The sequence below is a fragment of the Gordonia sp. CPCC 205515 genome (assembly GCF_048537925.1).
GTDB lineage: Bacteria > Actinomycetota > Actinomycetes > Mycobacteriales > Mycobacteriaceae > Gordonia.
In genome coordinates this window covers 18,507-37,727 of record NZ_JBCLVJ010000001.1, presented here as the reverse complement: position 1 = coordinate 37,727, position 19,221 = coordinate 18,507, and the positions used below count along the sequence as shown (strand labels likewise).

The following is a 19,221-nucleotide window of genomic DNA, read 5'->3' as shown; positions in this document are numbered from 1 at the left end:
GTCACCGGACTCGGTGACGGCGGGTTCTGTCATGGGTTCCGGACTCAGTCGTCCGACTTCTTCTCGCTGTCGGCAGCCTCGACCTCTTCGGTCGCGGCAGCAGCCGACGACTCGTCGGTGACGGCCTCGGCGACGGCGTCCGCGTTGGCGACGGCCTCGTCGGAGGCCTCGGCCTCGACCTCGGCGACGACGTTATTGTCGTCAGCGGCAGCAGCTTCGGCGGCAGCCTTCTTCGACGCAGCCGCGCGGGTGGCGCGGTTGGCCTCCGTCGACGCGGTGTTCTCCCGGACCAGCTCGATCACGGCCATGGGGGCGTTATCGCCCTTGCGCGGCAGCGTCTTGATGATGCGGGTGTAGCCGCCCGGACGATCCGCGAAGAACGGACCGATCTCGGCGAACAGGGTGTGCACGACATCCTTGTTGCGAATGTCCTTCATCACCTCACGACGATTGGCCAGCGAGCCGGCCTTCGCGTGGGTGATCAGCTTCTCGGCGTAGGGGCGGAGCCGCTTCGCCTTCGCTTCGGTGGTGGTGATACGGCCGTGCTCGAACAGCGAGGTGGCGAGGTTCGCCAGCATCGCTTTCTGGTGGCTGGCCGACCCGCCGAGGCGGGCACCCTTGGTGGGCTTTGGCATTTCTCTTCTCCTAGAAGATTCTCCCGAAGGGAGAAGTCAGGGTTTGGGTCGACAAGCCTTACAGCTGCTCGGTCTCGGCGTAGTCCTCACCAGCGTCGTCGGCGGCAAAAGCTGCTTCCTCCGACCAGGTGCCGGTGGCCGGGTCGTAACCGGCAACCTGCGACGGGTCGAAGCTGGCCGGGCTGTCCTTGAGCGACAGTCCCAGCGCGTGCAGCTTGACCTTGACCTCGTCGATCGACTTCTGGCCGAAGTTACGGATGTCGAGCAGATCCGACTCGGTCCGGGCAACCAGCTCGCCGACGGTGTGTACACCCTCGCGCTTGAGGCAGTTGTAGGAACGAACGGTCAGCTCCAGATCCTCGATCGGCAGGCTGAACGACGCGATGTGGTCGGCCTCGGCCGGCGACGGTCCGATCTCGATGCCCTCGGCCTCGACGTTGAGCTCCCGGGCGAGCCCGAACAGCTCGACCAGGGTCTTGCCCGCCGAAGCGAGCGCGTCCCGAGCGGTGATCGAGTTCTTGGTCTCCACATCGAGCACGAGCCGATCGAAGTCGGTGCGCTGCTCGACACGGGTGGCCTCGACCTTGTAGGTCACCTTGAGCACCGGCGAGTAGATCGAGTCGACCGGAATCCGGCCGATCTCGGCACCCGACGCCTTGTTCTGCACGGCCGGCACGTAGCCGCGACCCCGCTCGACGACGAGCTCGATCTCGAGCTTGCCCTTGTCGTTCAGGGTGGCGATGTGCAGGTCAGGGTTGTGCACGGTGACACCGGCCGGGGGCACGATGTCGGCGCCGGTGACGGTGCCCGGACCCTGCTTGCGCACGTACATGGTGACCGGCTCGTCCTCTTCGGAGCTGACCACGAGGCCCTTGAGGTTCAGGATGATGTCGGTGACATCTTCCTTGACTCCGGGAACGGTGGTGAACTCGTGCAGGACACCGTCGATGCGGATGCTGGTGATCGCAGCTCCGGGGATCGACGAGAGCAGGGTACGACGCAGCGAGTTACCGAGGGTGTAGCCGAAGCCGGGCTCGAGCGGTTCGATGACGAACTTCGACCGGTTGTCGGCGAGGATCTCCTCGGTAAGGGTAGGGCGCTGTGAGATGAGCATTCTGTAATTCTCTCCTTTGGCCGACCGCTATTTGACGGCCTCGAGGTGAACCGAAACAGCTTGTGCTGCTTGGCTTGTCTTTGCTGAACGAGTCGCGGATTACTTCGAGTAGTACTCGACGATGAGCTGCTCGGAGAGCGGCACGTCGATCTGGGCACGCTCGGGCACGTTGTGCACGAGGATGCGCAGCGTCGACGGAACCACCTGCAGCCAACCCGGGACCGGACGGTCGCCCTGGATCTCCTTGGCGATCTGGAACGGCACGGTCTGCAGCGACTTCGGACGGACGTCGATGATGTCGTACTGGCTGACGCGGTAGCTGGGCACGTCGACACGCACACCGTTGACGGTGAGGTGTCCGTGGGTGACCATCTGGCGGGCCTGACGACGGGTCCGAGCGAGTCCGGCGCGGTACACGACGTTGTCGAGGCGGGTCTCCAGGATGCGGAGCAACTCGTCACCGGTCTTGCCGGAGCGACGGTTGGCCTCTTCGTAGTAGCGACGGAACTGCTTTTCCATCACGCCGTAGGTGAAGCGAGCCTTCTGCTTCTCCTGCAGCTGGAGCAGGTATTCGCTCTCCTTGATCCGCGCGCGGCCGTGCTGGCCGGGCGGGTAGGGGCGACGCTCGAACGCCTGATCGCCGCCGACGAGATCGACGCGCAGACGACGGGACTTCTTGGTTGCGGGGCCGGTATAACGAGCCATTGTTCTAGTTCCTTACCTTCCCGCTAGACCCGGCGCCGCTTGGGCGGACGGCAGCCGTTGTGCGGCTGAGGGGTGACGTCAGAGATGGTGCCGACTTCGAGGCCGGCGGCCTGCAGCGACCGGATGGCGGTCTCACGACCCGAGCCCGGTCCCTTGACGAACACGTCGACCTTCTTGACGCCGTGTTCCTGGGCCTTGCGCGCAGCGTTCTCGGCCGCGAGCTGAGCCGCGAACGGGGTGCTCTTGCGCGAGCCCTTGAATCCGACGTGACCCGACGACGCCCAGCTGATGATGTTGCCGTTGGGATCGCTGATCGAGACGATGGTGTTGTTGAACGTCGACTTGATGTGTGCGTGGCCGTGCGGGACGTTCTTCTTATCGCGACGGCGTGCGCCCTTCTTGGGGCCTGCACTACGTGACTTAGGAGGCATTACTTCTTCTTCCCGGCGATGGTCTTCTTCGGGCCCTTACGGGTACGGGCATTGGTCTTGGTGCGCTGACCGTGGACCGGCAGGCCACGACGGTGGCGCAGGCCCTGGTAGCAGCCGATCTCGATCTTGCGACGGATGTCGGCCTGCACCTCGCGGCGCAGGTCACCCTCGACCTTCACCGATGCCTCGATGTACTCACGCAGCTTGGAAACGTCTGCGTCGGTGAGATCCTTGGCGCGGAGGTCGGGGCTGAGCCCGGTCCCCGCGAGGATCTCCTTGGAGGTGGTACGCCCAACTCCATAGATGTAGGTCAGTGCGATCTCCAGCCGCTTCTCGCGGGGGAGATCCACACCAGCAACACGTGCCATGTGGCGGATTTCCTTTACTTCTCAGAGGTCTTCTCCTGGTCCGTCCCTCTCTCTGCGGAGGGCTCCGGCCTCTGAACCGGAGGTGGGCGCCGACCCGTTTGTCGGTGCTGGTGCCAGGAGGGCTTCACAAGTCTCTGTTCAGCTCTTGGGTGTATTCAGTTGTGTGGGATTCTCAAGCGACCCGGAGGGTTGCGAGTGATCAGCCCTGACGCTGCTTGTGACGCAGGTTCTCGCAGATCACCATGACCCGACCGTTACGTCGGATCACCTTGCACTTCTCGCAGATCGGCTTGACGCTCGGCTGAACCTTCACGTCCGCTTCTCCTTGATTGTCCGGGCACGACAAAGCCGCACCCGTGCCGTCCTCACCCGTGTTCGGGGAAGGAAGTTCTACTTGTACCGATAAACGATGCGCCCACGAGCGAGGTCGTAGGGCGAGAGTTCCACGACGACCCGGTCCTCGGGCAGGATGCGGATGTAGTGCTGCCGCATCTTGCCGCTGATGTGGGCGAGAACCTTGTGACCGTTCTCCAGCTCAATGCGAAACATTGCATTGGGCAGGGGTTCGATGACTCGTCCCTCGACCTCGATGGCCCCGTCTTTTTTCGCCATGTCCTCCGCGATCCTGGCTTTCCTGCCTGCTCACCGCGAAGCATTCACGACAACAAGCCCGGTTGAAACCGTGTTTATCCGTTAGGGTGATGGCACCTGACGGCCCCATCTGTGGTGGCCCCTCCGCCGCTCTGTCGTGTCGAGCGACACGGCAAGAACGGCATGCGACGCACACCGACGTTCTATGTTACGCGAACTGCGAGAACAGTCCAAACCGCGCGATCGAAGGGAACTGACATGGGCACCATCGATGACTACCTCGGCGACCTCGCCCCCGACGACCGCGCCGAGATCGACCGGGTCTACACAATCGCGCGGGACACCGTCCCCGACCTCGAGCAGGGCAAGAGCTACGGTATGCCCGCGCTTATCTACCGCGGCAAACCACTGCTGTCGGTGATGCGCGCCAAGAAGCACTTCGGTGTCTACCCATACAGCCAGGATGCAGTAACCGCAGCGGCACCGGCGCTCGACGGTTTCGACCATGCGAAGGGCACGATCCGCTTCACGCCCGGACACCCACTGCCCGACGACGCGATCACCGCGCTGGTCATCGCCCGTCGCGACCAGATCGATGCGGCCAACCGCGGATGAACACCACCCTGGAGTCGTTCACGGACTTCAACGTCGCGATGGCCGGTGTGTCGGGCGCGCTGGCCGGCCTGCTGATCGTCGCGATCTCGGTGAACATCGAACGGGTACTGAGCTCGACCGGTATCTCCTCCCGGGCGGCCTCGGCCATCGGGTCGCTGGTGCTCGCGATCACTGTCTCGTGCCTGGCGCTCCTGCCCGGCCAACCGCTGTGGGCGCTGGGGATCGAGGTGCTCGCGGGTGCCGGCGTGGTCGCCGTGATGGCCACCATCGCCGTCCGCCGGATCTACCAGGACACCACCCAGCCGCGTGCGCTACGGCCGTTCAAGTCGGTCATGTGCCTGCTCCCGCCGGCCGCCTTCGCCGTCGGCGGGATCATTCTGCTGTTCGGCGATCTGAACGGCTACTACTGGGTCGCGGTCGGGTCAATGGCCGCGATCGTCACCGGTATCACGATCTCCTGGGTGGCATTGGTCGAACTCCTTCGCTGACGTCAGCCGCGCGCGTTCAGCGTGTCGTCGAGCCAGTCGAGCACCCGCCGATTGAGCAGCGTCCGGTTCGTCATCTCGCAGTGCTCGCCCGCACCTTCGGCCGCGGTGAAGGACATCAGGGTGGCGCGGCTTCCGACACGCTCGACAAACGACGCGGCGCCCGCGCCGAGCAGGTCGTTCTCCGCCGCGGTGGCCAGTACCGGACACGTGATGGTGGCGTCGTCGGGCAAGTGGTACTGCAATGAGGTCTCGACGAATCCGCGCATGTCGGTGACACCGTTGACCCAGAATCCGCGCTGCACGATCCGCCAGTGCAGCGCCGGGTTCGACTCGACCACCGCGGTCATCTTGTCGATGACGTCCTGCCCGATCTCCTCGGGATGCTCGAGGGCGTCGGGCGGAGCGCCCATCCCCTCGGCGAACGCGCGAACGCTGTCGGCGACACTCCAGGTTCCCGGATCGGCGATCACCGCCGCCAGACGCCGCTCCCCCGACGCGGCCCGTGGCGCCAGAAAACCACCGAGACTCCACCCGGACAGCACGATCGAATCGACGTCGACAATCGATTGCGCCGCAACGACATCGACCACCGGCGTGACGACCGCCTCCCAATCGGGTCGCATTGGAATGCCCTGCTTGTAGAGCAACTCCCCCTGCCCCGGACCGTCGAACAGGACGCAGTGATAGCCGCGGCGCAGCGCGGCGACCGCCGACGCGAAGTACATGTCGGTGATCGTCGCGTCGTAGCCGTTGGTGAAGATGATCGTCGGGCGCCGCTCGGTCTCGTGGCCGGGCGCCGGGATCAGGTAGGCCGGAAGCGTGGTGTCCTCATACGGAATCCGGATGGACGACACCGGGTGCGGCCCGATGGCGAGGCCGTCGTCGAACGCGGCGGTCTGTTTGTCGAAGGCGGCGACCAACCGCGGATCCGTCGGCGCGCCGTAGAGCGGGTGGTAGGCCGACGCGAAGTACGCACTGGCACGGAGGTACAACTCCCGGGCCGAATCGGCATGTCCGGCAGTGGCCGCGGTCGATGCATCACCGACCAACCGGTCGCCGAGATCCACCCATGCCTGATAGAAGGCGGTGTCGTCGCCGTCGCCCACCTGCTTCGCGACTGCGGCGATCTCACCGAAATCGGCTCCGCCATACGGGATGTAGGCGAGCCCCCAGGTGCCGAACTCATCGTGCTGATCGTTGGTGAACAACAGAGGCATGGACTCATTGTCCACGTCGGGCGGTCGCTGCGCGGCGATTTCGTCGCGCGGTCGACGCAGCCTGGCAGACTGACTCCATGAGAGCCTTCCTGATTCGTTCGGCGTTCACCGGTTTCGCGCTCTGGGTTGCCACTCTGATCGTGCCGGGCCTCAACTTCGTCTACGGCGACGACCCCGACCCGACGACGATGAAGCAGATCGTCGTCGTGGTCGTCGTGGCCTTGGTCTTCGGTGTCGTCAACGCCTTCATCAAACCGATCGTGCAGATCCTCTCGATCCCCCTCTACATCCTGACGCTGGGGCTGATCCACATCGTCATCAACGCGTTCATGCTGGAGATCACCGCCTGGATCACGCGCAACACCACTCATTGGGGCCTGGAGGTCGAGAGTTTCTTCTGGGCGGCGATCTGGGGTGCGGTGGTGATCTCGATCGTCGGCTGGGCGATCGACATGCTGCTCAAGGAGCCGGTGCGATGACCCCGCGGCTTGTCGCGCTGATCGCCACGCTGCTGGCGGTGCTCGCGCTCGCCGGCTGTGGGAGCGACGGCGGCGACAAGCCGCGCACGGTGACCGTGGTCGGCACCGGGAAGGTCACCGGCACACCGGACACCCTGCGCGCCGACATCGGCGTCGAAGCCACCGCGGCCGACGTGTCGAGCGCGTTGAATGAGTCCAGTGCACAGGTGAAAGAGGTGACCGACGCGGTGGTCGCAGCCGGTGTGGACCGCAAAGATGTGCAGACCCAACAGGTATCGCTGACCCCGCAATACTCGAATCCCGCGCCGGGTGGCACCAGCCAGATCTCCGGGTATCAGGCCACCAACACGATTCGCGTCACCATCCGTGACCTGAGCAAGGCGTCGGACATCCTCGCCGCCGCGGCCACCGCCGGCGGCGACAACACCCGGATCAGCAACGTCTCCTTCGCCATCGACGACGACTCCGACCTCATGAAGCAGGCCCGGGAGGCCGCGTTCAACGACGCGCGCACCCGCGCCGACCAGTACGCATCCCTGGCCAGCGACAAGCTGGGCAAGGTCCAGACGATCACCGAGCAGACCAGCGGCGCCGAGCAACCGGCGACGCTGCAACGGGACTCGTCGGTGGCGGCCTCCCCGGTGCCCATCGAACCGGGTCAGCAGACCCTGACGTTCTCGGTAACCGTCACGTACGCGCTGACGTGAGTTCGGCGGCGACACCATCGGCCCACTGCCGGATCACGTCCCAGTTGCGGGCGTCACGCAATTCTTCCGGCGTGTTCTTGGCCATCGACTTCTCGACGAATCCGTGCGGGTCGGTGGGTATCCGCCCGCCGAACACGGTGTGGCCGCGCAGGCCAATGGACTCGGCGAGGTCGAGCACCTTCCGCGGTTCGAGCCACCGGGAGTTCTCCGTGAAGTCCTCGTCGACCTTGTCCCCCACCGGACCGGAGCTGAAGATCCACAACGGTTTTCGCGCCAACTCGGTGCGTTGATGTTTCAGGAACGACACCGCCTCGCGACGCCAGCGGCCCGCGTACACGGCGCTGCCCAGCACCACCGCGTCGTATCCATCGGCGGTCGCGTCGCTGACGTCCACGCACTCGGCGTCGATGCCGTGGGCGCGCAACTCGACGGCGATCACCTCGGCGATCTCAGCGGTGGAATGATGTTTGGTCGAATAGGCGACGAGTACCTTGCCCATATGTCGATGGTCCCCCGCGGACCAACGTCGGGACAGAGAACAACGTCCCGTCCGCCCGATTCACGCCGCGCGGATGATCTCCGCGAGTTGCTCGACGGGCGCTTCCGAGCCGAGGACCTGGATCGCGACGTGATCGGCACCGGCCGCCAGGTGGGCGTCGACCTGGTTGCGTACCGACGCCGCATCGCCGTGCGCGACGAGGGCGTCGATCAACTCGTCGCTGCCGCCGTCGGCGATGTCGGCGTCGGTCCAGCCGAGGCGCTTCAGATTCGACGTGTAGTTCCGTAGGTGCAGGTAGGGCGTATCGACCGGCGGACGGCCCACCGCGCGGGCCGCCGCGGCGTCGGTGTCGAGAACCACCTTGTGTTCGGGGGCGAGCAGTACACCCTCGCCGAGGGTTTCGCGGGCGATGTTGGTGTGCTCCGGCGGGGTGAGGTAGGGGTGCGCGCCGAGCGCGCGGTCCGCCGACAGACGCAGCATCTTGGGGCCGAGGGCAGCGAGCAGTCGCCGGTTGACCGGAACGTCCTTGGCATCGAGCGCATCGAGGTAGGCCACGACGGCCTCGTAGGGTTTGGTGTACTCCGCCGTCGCCTCGGGGTGACCGGCACCGATACCGAGATAGAAGCGTCCGGGAAAATCGTTCTCGAGCTCGTGCCATTGCTCGGCGATCGCGGCGGCGTCGGTGTTCCAGATGTTGACGATGCCGGTGGCGACGGTGATGTTCTCTGTCGCCTCGAGGACCGTCCGGATGGGCTCGAGGTGTTTCGGCGAACCGCCGAGCCAGATCGTGCCGTAGCCGAGTTCCTCGATCTGGCGGGCCTCCTCCGGCGAGAACCGGCCGAACCAGCCCCAGGTGCCGTGGGTGCCGAACCGTGCGATGTGATCTGCCTTCTCTGCTGCGATCTTGTCTGCGGGGGTCATGATTGCGCCAACCGCGCCCGCCGAGGGTGTATTCCAGAACCATGACGTCTGATGAATCGCTGCGTGCCCTGTTCGCCTCGACCACCAAGTCGGTACTGGTCACGCTGAAACGCGACGGCCGACCCCAGATCTCGAACGTGATGCACGGCTGGTACCCGGATGAGCAGGTGGCGCGCATCTCGGTGACCGCCGACCGCGCCAAAACCCGCAACGCGCTGCGTGATCCCCGCGTCTCGCTATATGTGACCAGTGGCGACTTCTGGAGCTACGCCGTGTTGGAGGGGATCGCCGAGCTCTCCTCGGTGGCTGCCACACCGGGCGATGCGGGTGTCACCGCGCTCATCGATCTGTATCGCACCATCAACGGCGAGCACGACGACTGGGACGACTACACCCAGGCGATGATCACCGATCATCGGCAGGTGCTGACCGTCCGGCCGGGCCGCTTCTACGGGCAGGCGCGCGGCTGATCCGTAGCGTTTGGCAGGCTGTTCGGCATGCGTGCAGTCGTCCAACGTGTAACCGAGGCGTCCGTCGTCGTCGACGGCGAGACCGTCGGTGAGCTCGACATCGCGTCCGGATCACATGGTCTGGTCGCCCTGATCGGCGTCACCCACGACGACACCGGCGAACTCGCGACGAAACTCGCCGACAAGATCTGGCGGCTACGGATTCTCGACGGCGACGACGGTCCGGAACGCTCGGCGGCCGATGTCGACGCACCGATCCTGGTGATCAGTCAGTTCACCCTGTATGCGAACACCGCGAAGGGCCGCCGGCCATCGTGGAATGCCGCCGCCCCCGGGCCGGTCGCCGAGCCGCTGGTCGACGAGGTCGTCGCCGCGCTGCGCGGCCTTGGCGCGACTGTTGCGACGGGGACCTTTGGCACCCACATGTCGGTGCGGCTCGTCAACGACGGTCCGGTCACGTTGATCCTCGACGTTTAGGCTGGACCCGTGGGACGTATCACCGCACGACGCAAGGTGACCCGGGTGCGCCGGGGCACCGAGCCGTCGACGCGTGCCGATGTGCTCGCGGTGGAGGAACCGCTGGAGATCCGGGTCAACGGCACCCGACTGGCCGTCACCATGCGCACCCCCGGCAACGACGTGGAACTCGCCACCGGGTTCCTGGTGTCCGAAGGAGTGATCACCCGGGGTGACGACATCGACGTCGCCCGCTACTGCAACGGCGTCGACAAGGCGGGCGCGAATACCTACAACGTGCTCGACGTCGCCTTGGCGGCGCACGTCGCGCCACCGAATCCCGAACTGGCCCGCAACTTCACCACCACCAGCGCATGCGGGGTGTGCGGCAAATCCAGCATCGACACCGTCGTCACCCGCTCCGCCTTCGACCCGGCCGCCGACGACCTGTCGATCGACGCCGACGCGATCCTCGCGCTGCCCGACCGGCTACGCGACGGGCAGGCGGTGTTCGCGAAAACCGGTGGGCTGCATGCGGCCGCGCTGTTCGACGGCGACTCGGGCGACTTATCGGTCATCCGGGAGGACGTCGGCCGACACAACGCGGTGGACAAGGTCATCGGCTGGGCGGCGCTTGCCAATCAGCTTCCGTTGCGGCACAGCATTCTTCAGGTCTCGGGCCGGGCGAGCTTCGAACTCGTGCAAAAGGCGGCGATGGCCGGCATCCCGATGCTGGCGGCCGTGTCGGCACCGTCGTCGCTGGCCGCTGACCTGGCCGACGAACGCGGCATCACGCTGGTCGGCTTCTCCCGCGGGGATTCGATGGTGATCTACACGCACCCGGAACGCATTACTCAGTCGTGCGTGCCGGAGGCCGCCAACCGCACCAGCTGACTCGGCGACGCGTCGGGCAGGTATGCCCGCGATATCGCCAAACCTATTCGGGGGAGATCACTTTCGTCGCGGAAGCTCAAATAGACCGGCTCGTGGCGAGGATTGAACTTCTTCTTGAAGTGATGCAGAGACCGGAACCCATAGAACGGTTCCATCGCCGCGCCCAGGCTGTCGAGCAGTCGATCCATCCGTTCCCGATCGGCCGTCTCGTCGCTGTGCGCCAGCGGCGCACCGGACAACGAAACAATCTGCGCACCTTCGTCTTTGAAGGCGAGTGCGGAAGATCCGATGAGGTACTCGATCACCTGACCGAATCCGTCGGTGCGCCTGCGCATCACGTCGAGGGTCCACCCCCGTACCGTCGGCTCGCCGCCGGAGGGCGCATACACCGGCAGCCACGACAAGACGCCGTGCACGCTGCCGTCGTCGTCGATGGCAAGGGCAACACGAACTTCCGGGTCCATCGCCTCCTCCACGGTGCCGAGGGTGAAGCCCATCTCCGGTAGCCCCTTGTCCCCCACCCATTCCTCGGAGATGGCGCGCACCTGGGACTTGATGGCGAAGGATTCGTCGCCAAGAGTCGTGAGCCGGAAGGTGATGCCCTCCTTCTTCGCCTTGTTGATGGCCGACCGCACGTTCTGCCACGGCTTGCCCTTGAACTCCAGCCCGGGCAGATCCATGATGGTGTCTTCGGCGATCTGCAGGCTGCGCCACCCGAGCTGCTCGGCGACACGGGCGGTTTCACCGCCGACGGAAAACCAGCAGGGCGTCTTGCCGCTCTTCTCCGCGGCGTCGATGAACGTCGATACCGTCGCCCGCAGATCGCCGGGCGCGCACACGGGATCGGCGAGCGCCAACAGCGTGCCCATGTGTTTCTGGTAGGCGACCACGCCCTGCCCGTTGTCGGTGAACAGATATCGGTTGCCCGGCCAGGTGATCATCCAGGACATGGTCCCGCCGCCATACGTATGTAGCAGGGTCTTGACCTCGGCCACCGGATCACCGACCGGATCGCCGGTCTGCTTCACGCGCCACCGCACCCGGAACGCGAACCGCCCGGGGACGACGATCACCAGGAGCACCGCCCACAGGAGTGTGGTGCCGACGGTGACGCCGCCCTCGCTGTCGAAGTCGGTGAACCACGTGAGCGCGAGGACCAGCACGGTGAGGCCGACATTGAGGACGCCGAGGACGACGACGACCCACCACGCCCACCGTCGTCCGTGCCGCAGCGAGTTGGCGATCAGCAGATTGATCACGATGCCGAAAAGCAGTGCGAACGTGGATTCGTCACCGGCATCGGTGGGCCCGAGCGGCCCACTGCCCGGGAAGAAGAACACGAGCAGATCGGTCGCCGCGATCACCAGCACCCCGGCGAACGCCAACATCCGGACCTCCTGCCGTGTCCGCGGCAGGTAGCCACGTTCACCGCGACTGAAGAAGGTCTCGCCGACCGGGATCAGGATGACCGCCGCGAGCACGTACTGGATGGTGCCGAAGGTGCCCTCGAACAGGAACACGATCGCGACCGCGGCACTGAGCAATGCCCGAACCCGCAGGCGCCACGGCGAACGCAACGTCGCCGACGCAACCGCGACGGCCGCCACCACCATGGTGACCACCCCGGTGCCACGCGCATGGGCCATCCGGTCCGCCCACTCCCAGGACAGGAAGTCGCGGCTGAAGAACCACACGAGTGCCACCGCGAGCAGTTCGGCCCCGATCTTGCCGCCGATCGCGACCACCGCGACCCGTGCGGTGCCGAGTCGGGTTTCGGCCCAGCCGATTCCGACGGGGATGAGGATCAGGGCGATGACGTACTTACCGGGGCTCGGTTCCAGCCCCATCGTGGTGATGATTGTCCACCACTTGCCTTCCTGCAGAGCAGGCAGTCCGAACGCGACGTCGGCGTACCACGACTTCTCCGTCGCGTGACTCCACAGTGAACCGGTCAGCAGACCGATGGCGAAAACGACCACCCACAGCCCGAGGGTGAAGGGCAACCGCAACAGTGTCGTCAGTCCCGTGCGCAACCGATCCAGCACGATTCGCACGGTGTCGGGTTCGACGGTGTCGGACTGCGTGGTGTCGTGGGTCGATTCGCTCATTCCGGTATTCCCAATCGCTTGGCCAGCCAGGGCAGTTCTTTGCGTAACCCGGCCGACCACACCGCGAATGTGTGTCCACCCGGCACCTCTGTGTAGTGCACGTCCATCCCAGCACGTTTGGCCGCTTCGTAGGTGGCTCGCACCCCTGCTTTGTACTCGGTGTCGCCTGCTCCGACAACAAACGCGCCCGCGGAATCGGGATATCGCCGGGCCGCCATCAGGTCCATCGGATTGACCGCTCGGAACGCATCGGCATCACCGCCGAACGCGATGTCGACGGTGCGCTGCCGCGATCCCAGGGTCGGTTCGAGCTGCCCCGAGATATCGAGGAACGTCGGATAGAGCTTGGGGTGGTTGGTCGCGAGCTGCAAAGAACAGGTGCCACCGTACGACAGGCCGCCGGCGGCCCACTTCGGACGCGCGGTGTCGGCGACCTTCAGATTCTCGCGCACCCACGCGGGCACATCTTTGGTCAGGTAGGTGGCGACGTTGCCGAGTTGCGAATCCACACAGAGCGGATTCGCGAGCTCGGTGCCGGTGGCGTCGGCCACCACGACGATCGGAGTCAGTCCGTGATGTGTACGTGCGAACTCGTCCATGGTGGCGACTAATTGGCCACCGAGCAGCCAATCCTCGGGTGAGCCGGGTTGCCCGGCCATCAACACGAGAACGGGCAGCCGGGGCGCGGGTGAGGTGAGCGCAGCCGGCGGAAGATAGATCTTGGCCGGCCGTGCTTCGAAGCCGGATGCCACACCAGGAATCGGTGCGGTCAAGATGCTGCCGTCGGCCGGCATACCCGACGGCGCACGCCAGTTGTTGATCGGCACCACATGGAGATTCGCGTCGCCGAGTTGGTCGAGCGTGATTGTCCCGCCGCCCTCGTCGCCGAGCAGTGCGGCGACCGTCGGGTAGGCGGCGAAGGAGATGTTGATCTGGGCCATGCCGAGTGTCACCGCGACGAGGCCGGCAACGACGGTCAGCGCAGTCTGCAGCACTCCGTGGCCGACGAGCAGACGCGCAATGGTCAGCAGTATCGCCAGCAGGATGAAGCCGCCGGCCACATAGACCACGTTCTCGATGGGTTCCGGGAAAGGGCGCCAGACGTTCTCGATGACGTACCGGGCCGCCAGCGTGCCGCACACAGCGACCACGATCGCCGCAGGCACGACGACGAACAGATACCGCGGTCGCGGATAGATGATCAGCCAGGCGAACGCGAGCAGCCCGAGAACGGTGAGGACCAGTGGGAACCAGCCGTCGACGATGGACAGCGACATTGCCCGACGATACTGGATTCAGGCAGGTCGCGGGGTGAGAATCCTCGGCCCGTCGGCGGTGACCGCAACGGTGTGTTCCCAATGCGCAGCGCGGGATCCGTCGTCGGTGACGACGGTCCAATCGTCGTCGAGCACGGAGGTCTCGGTGGTGCCGAGGGTGAGCATCGGCTCGATCGCGAGCGTGGACCCGATCACCAGCAGCGGTCCGCGGTTGGGTTTGCCCTCGTTGGCGAGGAACGGTTCCATGTGCATTTCACGGCCGATGCCGTGGCCGCCGTAGCCGGCGACGATGCCGAAGTCGCGGCCGAATTTCTGTTCCGCCGCACGGGTTCCCAACTCGATGGCGTGCGAGATGTCGGTGAGCCGAGCGCCGTCGACCATGGCCGCGATACCCGCTTCCATGGAGAGTCGGGTGGCTTCGGAAAGATCGGTGTCGGCGTCGGAGAGATCGCCCACGCCGAAGGTCCAGGCGGAGTCGCCGTGCCAGCCGTCGAGGATGGCACCGCAGTCGACGGAGACCAGGTCACCTTCGGCGAGAACCACGTCGGCCGACGGGATGCCATGCACCACAACATCGTTGACCGAGGAGCAGATCGATCCGGGAAAGCCGTGATAGCCCTTGAAGGACGGGACCGCACCAGCCCCGCGGATCACCGATTCGGCAACTTCGTCGAGGTCGAGGGTGCTGACGCCGGCCTTGGCCGCATCGCGGCAGGCGACGAGCGCCGCCCCGACAACGGCACCGGCCGCGGCCATGGCGTCGAGTTCCCCAGCGCTGCGGAAGGGCACCGGTTTGGGTTTACGAAAAGCCATGGGCGCGGCCGTTACCTGTCGTTTGTTTCCGTGTGTCAGGCGACGCCGGCGCCGAGCGCGCTCAGCACGCGCTGATGCACGTCCTGGATGTCGCCGACGGCGTCGACGGTCTTGACCTGATCGCCGTAGTACGCGAGCAGCGGCGCGGTCTCGTTCGTGTACACCTGCATCCGGTTGCGGATGGTGGCTTCGTTGTCGTCGGCGCGGCCGCGGGCCAGCATCCGCTCGACCACGACATCCTCGTCGACGACGAACGACACGACCGCGTCGAGCTGTGCGTCGAGGCCGTTGAGGATGTCCTTGAGTGCGTCGGCCTGCTCGACCGAGCGCGGGAATCCGTCGAGGATGAAGCCCTTCGCGGCGTCCGGTTCGGCGACGCGGGCGCGGACCATGTCGATGGTGATCTCCGGCGGAACCAGGTCGCCGGCGTCGAGGTAGCGCTTGGCCTCGATGCCGATGGCGGTGCCCTGCGAGATGTTGGCGCGGAACAGGTCGCCGGTGGAGATGTGGGGAATGCCGATGGCCTCCGACAGCAGTTCTGCCTGAGTACCTTTGCCAGCGCCGGGGGGGCCGAGAAGAACGAGTCTCACTTCAGGAATCCTTCGTACTTGCGTTGCATCAATTGACTGTTGACTTGCTTCATCGTGTCCAGACCCACGCCGACCATGATCAACACGGCCGTGCCCCCAAATGGCAAGTTCTGCACACCACCGCTGTTACCGATCTCGAGGAACAGGTTTGGCAGTACCGCGATGATACCCAGGTAGATCGATCCCGGCAGCGTGATGCGGCTCAGCACATAGCCGAGGTAATCGGCGGTCGGCTGGCCCGGGCGGATTCCGGGGATGAATCCGCCGTACTTCTTCATGTCGTCGGCCCGCTCCTCCGGGTTGAAGGTGATGGCGACGTAGAAGTAGGTGAAGAAGATGATCATCAGGAAGTACACGGCGATGTACACCGGGCTCGCCGGGTCGGTCAGGTTCTGACTGACCCACAGCTGCCAGCCCGACTGCTCGCCACTGCCCTGCGTCAGCTGCAGGATGAGCTGCGGCAGATAGAGCAGCGAGGAGGCGAAGATCACCGGGATGACGCCGGCCTGGTTCACCTTCAGCGGCAGATACGTCGACGATCCGCCGTACATCTTGCGGCCGACCATCCGCTTGGCGTACTGCACCGGGATGCGACGCTGGCCCTGCTCGATGAAGACGACGCCGGCGACTATCAGCAGCGCGGCGACACAGACGAGCGCGAACACCAGCGCTCCACGGGTGTCGAGGATCGTCTTGCCCTCGGCCGGAATGCGGGCCGCGATACCGGCGAAGATCAGCAGCGACATGCCGTTACCGATGCCGCGTTCGGTGATGAGCTCGCCGAACCACATGACCACACAGGCACCGGCGGTCATCACCAACACGATCACCGACAGACCGAAGATCGACTTGTCGGACAGGATCTGATCGCCGGTGGAACAGTCGCGCAGCAGGTTGCCCTGGTTGGCCAGGGCAACGATGCCGGTGGACTGCAGCAACGCCAGCGCCACCGTCAGGTAGCGGGTGTACTGCGTCATCTTGGCCTGGCCGGACTGGCCTTCCTTACGCAGCTGCTCGAACCGCGGGATGACCACGGTCAGCAGCTGCACGATGATGCTCGCTGTGATGTAGGGCATGATGCCGATCGCGAACACCGACAGCTGCAGGAGCGCGCCGCCGGAGAACATACTGATCAGCGAGTAGATGTTGGCCGAGCTGCCATGCGAGACCTCGTCGAGGCAGGCATGGACGGCCTTGTAGTCGACGCCGGGCGACGGAATCGTCGCGCCGAGGCGGTACAGGACGATGATGCCGATGACGAAGAGGATCTTCTTCCTCAGATCGGGCGTCCTGAAGGCCGCGACGAGCGGGGAAAACACTAACTCCTCCTAGAACGACCACGCACACGGACTCTCGTCCCCGACGTGCTCGGCAATCGACGTTGATCAAAGCGTCTAAGACAACGCTGCAAACTCTAACAGTCACGCCATCGATGCTCGTCAGGGCAGTGCGCACGTATCGCACGTCACGCCCGGTTTGTCCAGAGCACCATTGGCCTCGTGAGTCCGAAAGCCGGACCGGCAGCTCCAGAGATGATGCTGCCGGCCCGGCCGACGGTCACAACGACAAGGAAATCAGAGTTCGGTCACGCTGCCACCGGCAGCGGCGATCTTCTCCTTGGCCGAAGCCGTAAACTTGTTGGCGGTGACATCGACCTTGACGGCGAGTTCGCCGTCGCCGAGCACCTTCACCAGCTGGTTCTTGCGAACCGCACCGGCCGCGACGAGCTCGTCGACGCCGATGGTGCCGCCCTGCGGGAACAGCTTGGCGATGTCGCCGACGTTGACGACCTGGTACTCGATCCGGTTGCGGTTGGTGAAGCCCTTGAGCTTCGGCAGCCGCATGTGGATCGGCATCTGGCCACCCTCGAAGGCGGCGGGCACGTTCTTGCGTGCCTTGGTGCCCTTGGTGCCGCGGCCCGCGGTCTTACCCTTGGAGCCCTCACCGCGACCCACGCGGGTCTTATCGGTCTTCGACCCCGGGGCGGGGCGAAGGTGATGGAGCTTGATGGTCATTACTTAACCTCTTCGACTGTCACGAGGTGCCGGACCACGTTGATGAGACCGCGGTTGACCGGGTTGTCCTCACGGGTGACGGTCTTGCGGATGCCTCGGAGTCCGAGGGTCCGCAGGCTGTCACGCTGATTCTGCTTGGTACCGATCGTGCCCTTGACCTGGGTGATCTTGAGTTCTGCCATGGCTTACGCTCCCTGGCCGGCGCGGGCACGGAGCATGCCCGCGGGTGCGACATCTTCGATCGGCAGTCCGCGACGTGCGGCGACCTCTTCGGGACGCTGCAGCATCTTCAGCGCGGCAACGGTGGCGTGCACCACGTTGATCGCGTTGTCGGAGCCGAGGCTCTTGGCGAGGACGTCATGGACGCCCGCACATTCCAGCACGGCACGCACCGCGCCACCGGCGATGACACCGGTACCGGGGCTGGCCGGGCGAAGCATCACGACACCGGCGGCGGCCTCACCCTGAACCGGGTGGGTCACGGTGCCGGCGATCAGCGGCACGCGGAAGAAGTTCTTGCGAGCCTCTTCGACGCCCTTCTGGATGGCCGCGGGAACTTCCTTGGCCTTGCCGTAGCCGACGCCGACCATGCCCTGGCCGTCGCCGACCACCACGAGAGCGGTGAAGGAGAACCGACGTCCACCCTTGACCACCTTGGACACACGGTTGATGGCGACGACGCGCTCGAGCTGGTTGCGCTCCTGGTCGCGATCGCGGCCACCGCGGTCGTCGCGACGGCCGCGGCCACCGCGGCGGTCGTTGCCACCGGCGTTGCTGTTGTTGTCGTTTCCGGCGGGTCCGTTTCCGCCGTCACGCTGACGTCCGGGCATCAGAGGTTCCCTCCGGTCATTTTGGTGAAAGAAATAGTGGTCATCAGAAGCTCAGGCCTCCCTCACGGGCGGCGTCGGCGAGCGCGGCGATGCGGCCGTGGTAGTCCTTGCCCCCACGGTCGAACACGACGGCCTCGACACCGGCTGCCTTGGCGCGGGCGGCGATCAGCTCGCCGACCTTGGCGGCCTGCGCCGACTTGTCGCCACCGGCGGCACGCACATCGGCTTCGATCGACGACGCGGCGGCCAGCGTCTTGCCGGCCAGGTCGTCGATGAGCTGCACGTGGATGTGGCGGCTGCTGCGCTTGACAGCGAGACGCGGACGCTCCGGCGTGCCGCTGACCTTCTTACGCAGGCGGAAGTGGCGATTCGCGGTCGCGGTACGACGACGCGTCGACACATCCTTGCCGAGCGGCTTACGTGTGGTTTTGGTTGCTGTATCACTCATGGCTTACTTACCCGTCTTTCCGACCTTGCGACGGATCTGCTCACCCTCGTAACGAATGCCCTTGCCCTTGTAGGGGTCCGGACGACGCAGGCGGCGGATGTTCGCCGAGATCTGGCCGACTTGCTGCTTGTCGATACCCGAGACCGAGAACTTGGTCGGGGACTCCACGGCGAAGGTGATGCCTTCGGGAGCCTCGATCGGCACGGGATGGCTGTAACCGAGGGCGAACTCGAGGTCCTTGCCCTTCGCCTGTACGCGGTAGCCCACACCGAAGATTTCCATCTTGGTGGTGTAGCCCTGGGTGACACCGACGACGAGGTTGTTCACCAGCGACCGGGACAGGCCGTGCAGTGCGCGGCTACGACGTTCGTCGTTCGGACGCGTGACGACGATGCTGTTTTCTTCCTTGGCAACGGCGATGGGCTCGGTGACGGTGAGCGCGAGCTCACCCTTGGGGCCCTTGACCTTGACGTTCTGACCATCGATGGTCACGTCGACGCCGGAAGGAATCTCGATGGGGTTCTTGCCGATTCGCGACATTGTGTGTTCC

At 65.4% G+C, this 19,221-nt stretch carries 27 protein-coding genes; 7 read left to right on the top strand and 20 right to left on the bottom strand.

Annotated elements, in window-relative coordinates; genetic code table 11:
- Window positions 1–44: 44 nt before the first annotated feature.
- From rplQ to infA, 7 genes are all read right to left on the bottom strand, one after another.
- Window positions 45–635 (bottom strand): 50S ribosomal protein L17, encoded by a 591-nt coding sequence (gene rplQ / locus AAFP30_RS00210; protein ID WP_419227818.1) that lies wholly within the window; start codon window positions 633–635, stop codon window positions 45–47.
- 58 nt (window positions 636–693) lie between these two features.
- A complete protein-coding gene (locus tag AAFP30_RS00205; RefSeq protein ID WP_419227817.1) occupies window positions 694–1,749 on the bottom strand; it encodes a DNA-directed RNA polymerase subunit alpha in 1,056 nt (351 codons plus the stop codon).
- Between the two features lie 99 nt (window positions 1,750–1,848).
- Complete coding sequence (rpsD, locus tag AAFP30_RS00200; RefSeq protein ID WP_419227816.1) at window positions 1,849–2,454, bottom strand: 30S ribosomal protein S4; 606 nt, start codon at window positions 2,452–2,454, stop codon at window positions 1,849–1,851.
- Between the two features lie 23 nt (window positions 2,455–2,477).
- Window positions 2,478–2,885, bottom strand: a complete 408-nt coding sequence (gene rpsK, locus AAFP30_RS00195; protein ID WP_419227815.1) for a 30S ribosomal protein S11 — start codon at window positions 2,883–2,885, stop codon at window positions 2,478–2,480.
- On the bottom strand, window positions 2,885–3,253 hold the full coding sequence (rpsM, locus tag AAFP30_RS00190; RefSeq protein ID WP_419227814.1) for a 30S ribosomal protein S13: 369 nt from the start codon (window positions 3,251–3,253) through the stop codon (window positions 2,885–2,887). Before rpsM ends, rpsK begins: the two co-directional genes overlap by 1 nt.
- A gap of 199 nt (window positions 3,254–3,452) precedes the next feature.
- Window positions 3,453–3,566, bottom strand: a complete 114-nt coding sequence (rpmJ, locus tag AAFP30_RS00185) for a 50S ribosomal protein L36 (protein WP_005207978.1) — start codon at window positions 3,564–3,566, stop codon at window positions 3,453–3,455.
- 77 nt (window positions 3,567–3,643) lie between these two features.
- Complete coding sequence (gene infA, locus AAFP30_RS00180; protein ID WP_004023539.1) at window positions 3,644–3,865, bottom strand: translation initiation factor IF-1; 222 nt, start codon at window positions 3,863–3,865, stop codon at window positions 3,644–3,646.
- Window positions 3,866–4,102: 237 nt separating this feature from the next.
- On the opposite strand from infA, the gene AAFP30_RS00175 reads away from it, so the two are divergent.
- On the top strand, window positions 4,103–4,459 hold the full coding sequence (locus AAFP30_RS00175; RefSeq protein ID WP_419227813.1) for an iron chaperone: 357 nt from the start codon (window positions 4,103–4,105) through the stop codon (window positions 4,457–4,459).
- Complete coding sequence (locus AAFP30_RS00170; RefSeq protein WP_419227812.1) at window positions 4,456–4,947, top strand: hypothetical protein; 492 nt, start codon at window positions 4,456–4,458, stop codon at window positions 4,945–4,947. Before AAFP30_RS00175 ends, AAFP30_RS00170 begins: the two co-directional genes overlap by 4 nt.
- Window positions 4,948–4,949: 2 nt before the next feature.
- Here the strand turns inward: AAFP30_RS00170 and AAFP30_RS00165 are convergent, their stop codons facing one another.
- Entirely contained in the window at window positions 4,950–6,164 is a 1,215-nt protein-coding gene (locus tag AAFP30_RS00165) for an alpha/beta hydrolase family protein (protein WP_419227811.1), read from the bottom strand.
- 77 nt (window positions 6,165–6,241) lie between these two features.
- Between AAFP30_RS00165 and AAFP30_RS00160 the strand changes: the two genes are divergently transcribed.
- Entirely contained in the window at window positions 6,242–6,643 is a 402-nt protein-coding gene (locus AAFP30_RS00160; RefSeq protein WP_419227810.1) for a phage holin family protein, read from the top strand.
- Entirely contained in the window at window positions 6,640–7,350 is a 711-nt protein-coding gene (locus AAFP30_RS00155; RefSeq protein WP_419227809.1) for an SIMPL domain-containing protein, read from the top strand. The genes AAFP30_RS00160 and AAFP30_RS00155 overlap by 4 nt, the downstream gene beginning before the upstream one ends.
- Here the strand turns inward: AAFP30_RS00155 and AAFP30_RS00150 are convergent.
- Both AAFP30_RS00150 and AAFP30_RS00145 read right to left on the bottom strand, forming a co-directional pair.
- Window positions 7,331–7,849 (bottom strand): flavodoxin domain-containing protein, encoded by a 519-nt coding sequence (locus AAFP30_RS00150; RefSeq protein ID WP_419227808.1) that lies wholly within the window; start codon window positions 7,847–7,849, stop codon window positions 7,331–7,333. The two genes, AAFP30_RS00155 and AAFP30_RS00150, sit on opposite strands and share 20 nt — an antisense overlap.
- Before the next feature lie 60 nt (window positions 7,850–7,909).
- On the bottom strand, window positions 7,910–8,770 hold the full coding sequence (locus AAFP30_RS00145; protein ID WP_419227807.1) for an LLM class F420-dependent oxidoreductase: 861 nt from the start codon (window positions 8,768–8,770) through the stop codon (window positions 7,910–7,912).
- 41 nt (window positions 8,771–8,811) lie between these two features.
- Between AAFP30_RS00145 and AAFP30_RS00140 the strand changes: the two genes are divergently transcribed.
- From AAFP30_RS00140 to fdhD, 3 genes are read left to right on the top strand one after another with little or no spacing between them, the layout of a single operon-like run.
- The gene (locus AAFP30_RS00140) at window positions 8,812–9,240 is read left to right on the top strand and encodes a PPOX class F420-dependent oxidoreductase (protein WP_419227806.1); all 429 of its coding nucleotides are present in this window, start codon (window positions 8,812–8,814) and stop codon (window positions 9,238–9,240) included.
- A 27-nt stretch (window positions 9,241–9,267) separates the two neighbouring features.
- A complete protein-coding gene (dtd, locus tag AAFP30_RS00135) occupies window positions 9,268–9,717 on the top strand; it encodes a D-aminoacyl-tRNA deacylase (RefSeq protein ID WP_419227805.1) in 450 nt (149 codons plus the stop codon).
- A gap of 9 nt (window positions 9,718–9,726) precedes the next feature.
- Window positions 9,727–10,590 (top strand): formate dehydrogenase accessory sulfurtransferase FdhD, encoded by an 864-nt coding sequence (gene fdhD / locus AAFP30_RS00130; protein ID WP_419227804.1) that lies wholly within the window; start codon window positions 9,727–9,729, stop codon window positions 10,588–10,590.
- Here fdhD and AAFP30_RS00125 read toward each other — a convergent pair.
- From AAFP30_RS00125 to rplF, 10 genes are all read right to left on the bottom strand, one after another.
- Window positions 10,551–12,698 carry a bifunctional lysylphosphatidylglycerol flippase/synthetase MprF gene (locus tag AAFP30_RS00125; RefSeq protein WP_419227803.1) on the bottom strand — a complete coding sequence of 716 codons (2,148 nt, stop codon included), beginning with the start codon at window positions 12,696–12,698 and terminating at the stop codon, window positions 10,551–10,553. The two genes, fdhD and AAFP30_RS00125, sit on opposite strands and share 40 nt — an antisense overlap.
- On the bottom strand, window positions 12,695–13,975 hold the full coding sequence (locus AAFP30_RS00120) for an alpha/beta hydrolase (protein WP_419227802.1): 1,281 nt from the start codon (window positions 13,973–13,975) through the stop codon (window positions 12,695–12,697). The genes AAFP30_RS00125 and AAFP30_RS00120 overlap by 4 nt, the downstream gene beginning before the upstream one ends.
- Window positions 13,976–13,993: 18 nt before the next feature.
- Entirely contained in the window at window positions 13,994–14,788 is a 795-nt protein-coding gene (gene map / locus AAFP30_RS00115; protein WP_419227801.1) for a type I methionyl aminopeptidase, read from the bottom strand.
- 35 nt (window positions 14,789–14,823) lie between these two features.
- A complete protein-coding gene (locus tag AAFP30_RS00110) occupies window positions 14,824–15,378 on the bottom strand; it encodes an adenylate kinase (RefSeq protein WP_419227800.1) in 555 nt (184 codons plus the stop codon).
- Window positions 15,375–16,697, bottom strand: coding sequence for a preprotein translocase subunit SecY (gene secY / locus AAFP30_RS00105; RefSeq protein WP_419227799.1), 1,323 nt, complete (start codon window positions 16,695–16,697; stop codon window positions 15,375–15,377). Before secY ends, AAFP30_RS00110 begins: the two co-directional genes overlap by 4 nt.
- A 255-nt stretch (window positions 16,698–16,952) precedes the next feature.
- Complete coding sequence (gene rplO, locus AAFP30_RS00100; protein WP_419227798.1) at window positions 16,953–17,393, bottom strand: 50S ribosomal protein L15; 441 nt, start codon at window positions 17,391–17,393, stop codon at window positions 16,953–16,955.
- Window positions 17,393–17,575: a 50S ribosomal protein L30 gene (rpmD, locus tag AAFP30_RS00095; RefSeq protein WP_419227797.1), complete on the bottom strand. Its 183-nt coding sequence runs from the start codon at window positions 17,573–17,575 to the stop codon at window positions 17,393–17,395. Before rpmD ends, rplO begins: the two co-directional genes overlap by 1 nt.
- 3 nt (window positions 17,576–17,578) lie before the next feature.
- Window positions 17,579–18,223: a 30S ribosomal protein S5 gene (gene rpsE / locus AAFP30_RS00090; protein ID WP_419227796.1), complete on the bottom strand. Its 645-nt coding sequence runs from the start codon at window positions 18,221–18,223 to the stop codon at window positions 17,579–17,581.
- A 43-nt stretch (window positions 18,224–18,266) separates the two neighbouring features.
- Window positions 18,267–18,671: a 50S ribosomal protein L18 gene (gene rplR / locus AAFP30_RS00085; protein ID WP_419227795.1), complete on the bottom strand. Its 405-nt coding sequence runs from the start codon at window positions 18,669–18,671 to the stop codon at window positions 18,267–18,269.
- A gap of 3 nt (window positions 18,672–18,674) precedes the next feature.
- A complete protein-coding gene (gene rplF, locus AAFP30_RS00080) occupies window positions 18,675–19,211 on the bottom strand; it encodes a 50S ribosomal protein L6 (protein WP_419227794.1) in 537 nt (178 codons plus the stop codon).
- Window positions 19,212–19,221: the final 10 nt, after the last annotated feature.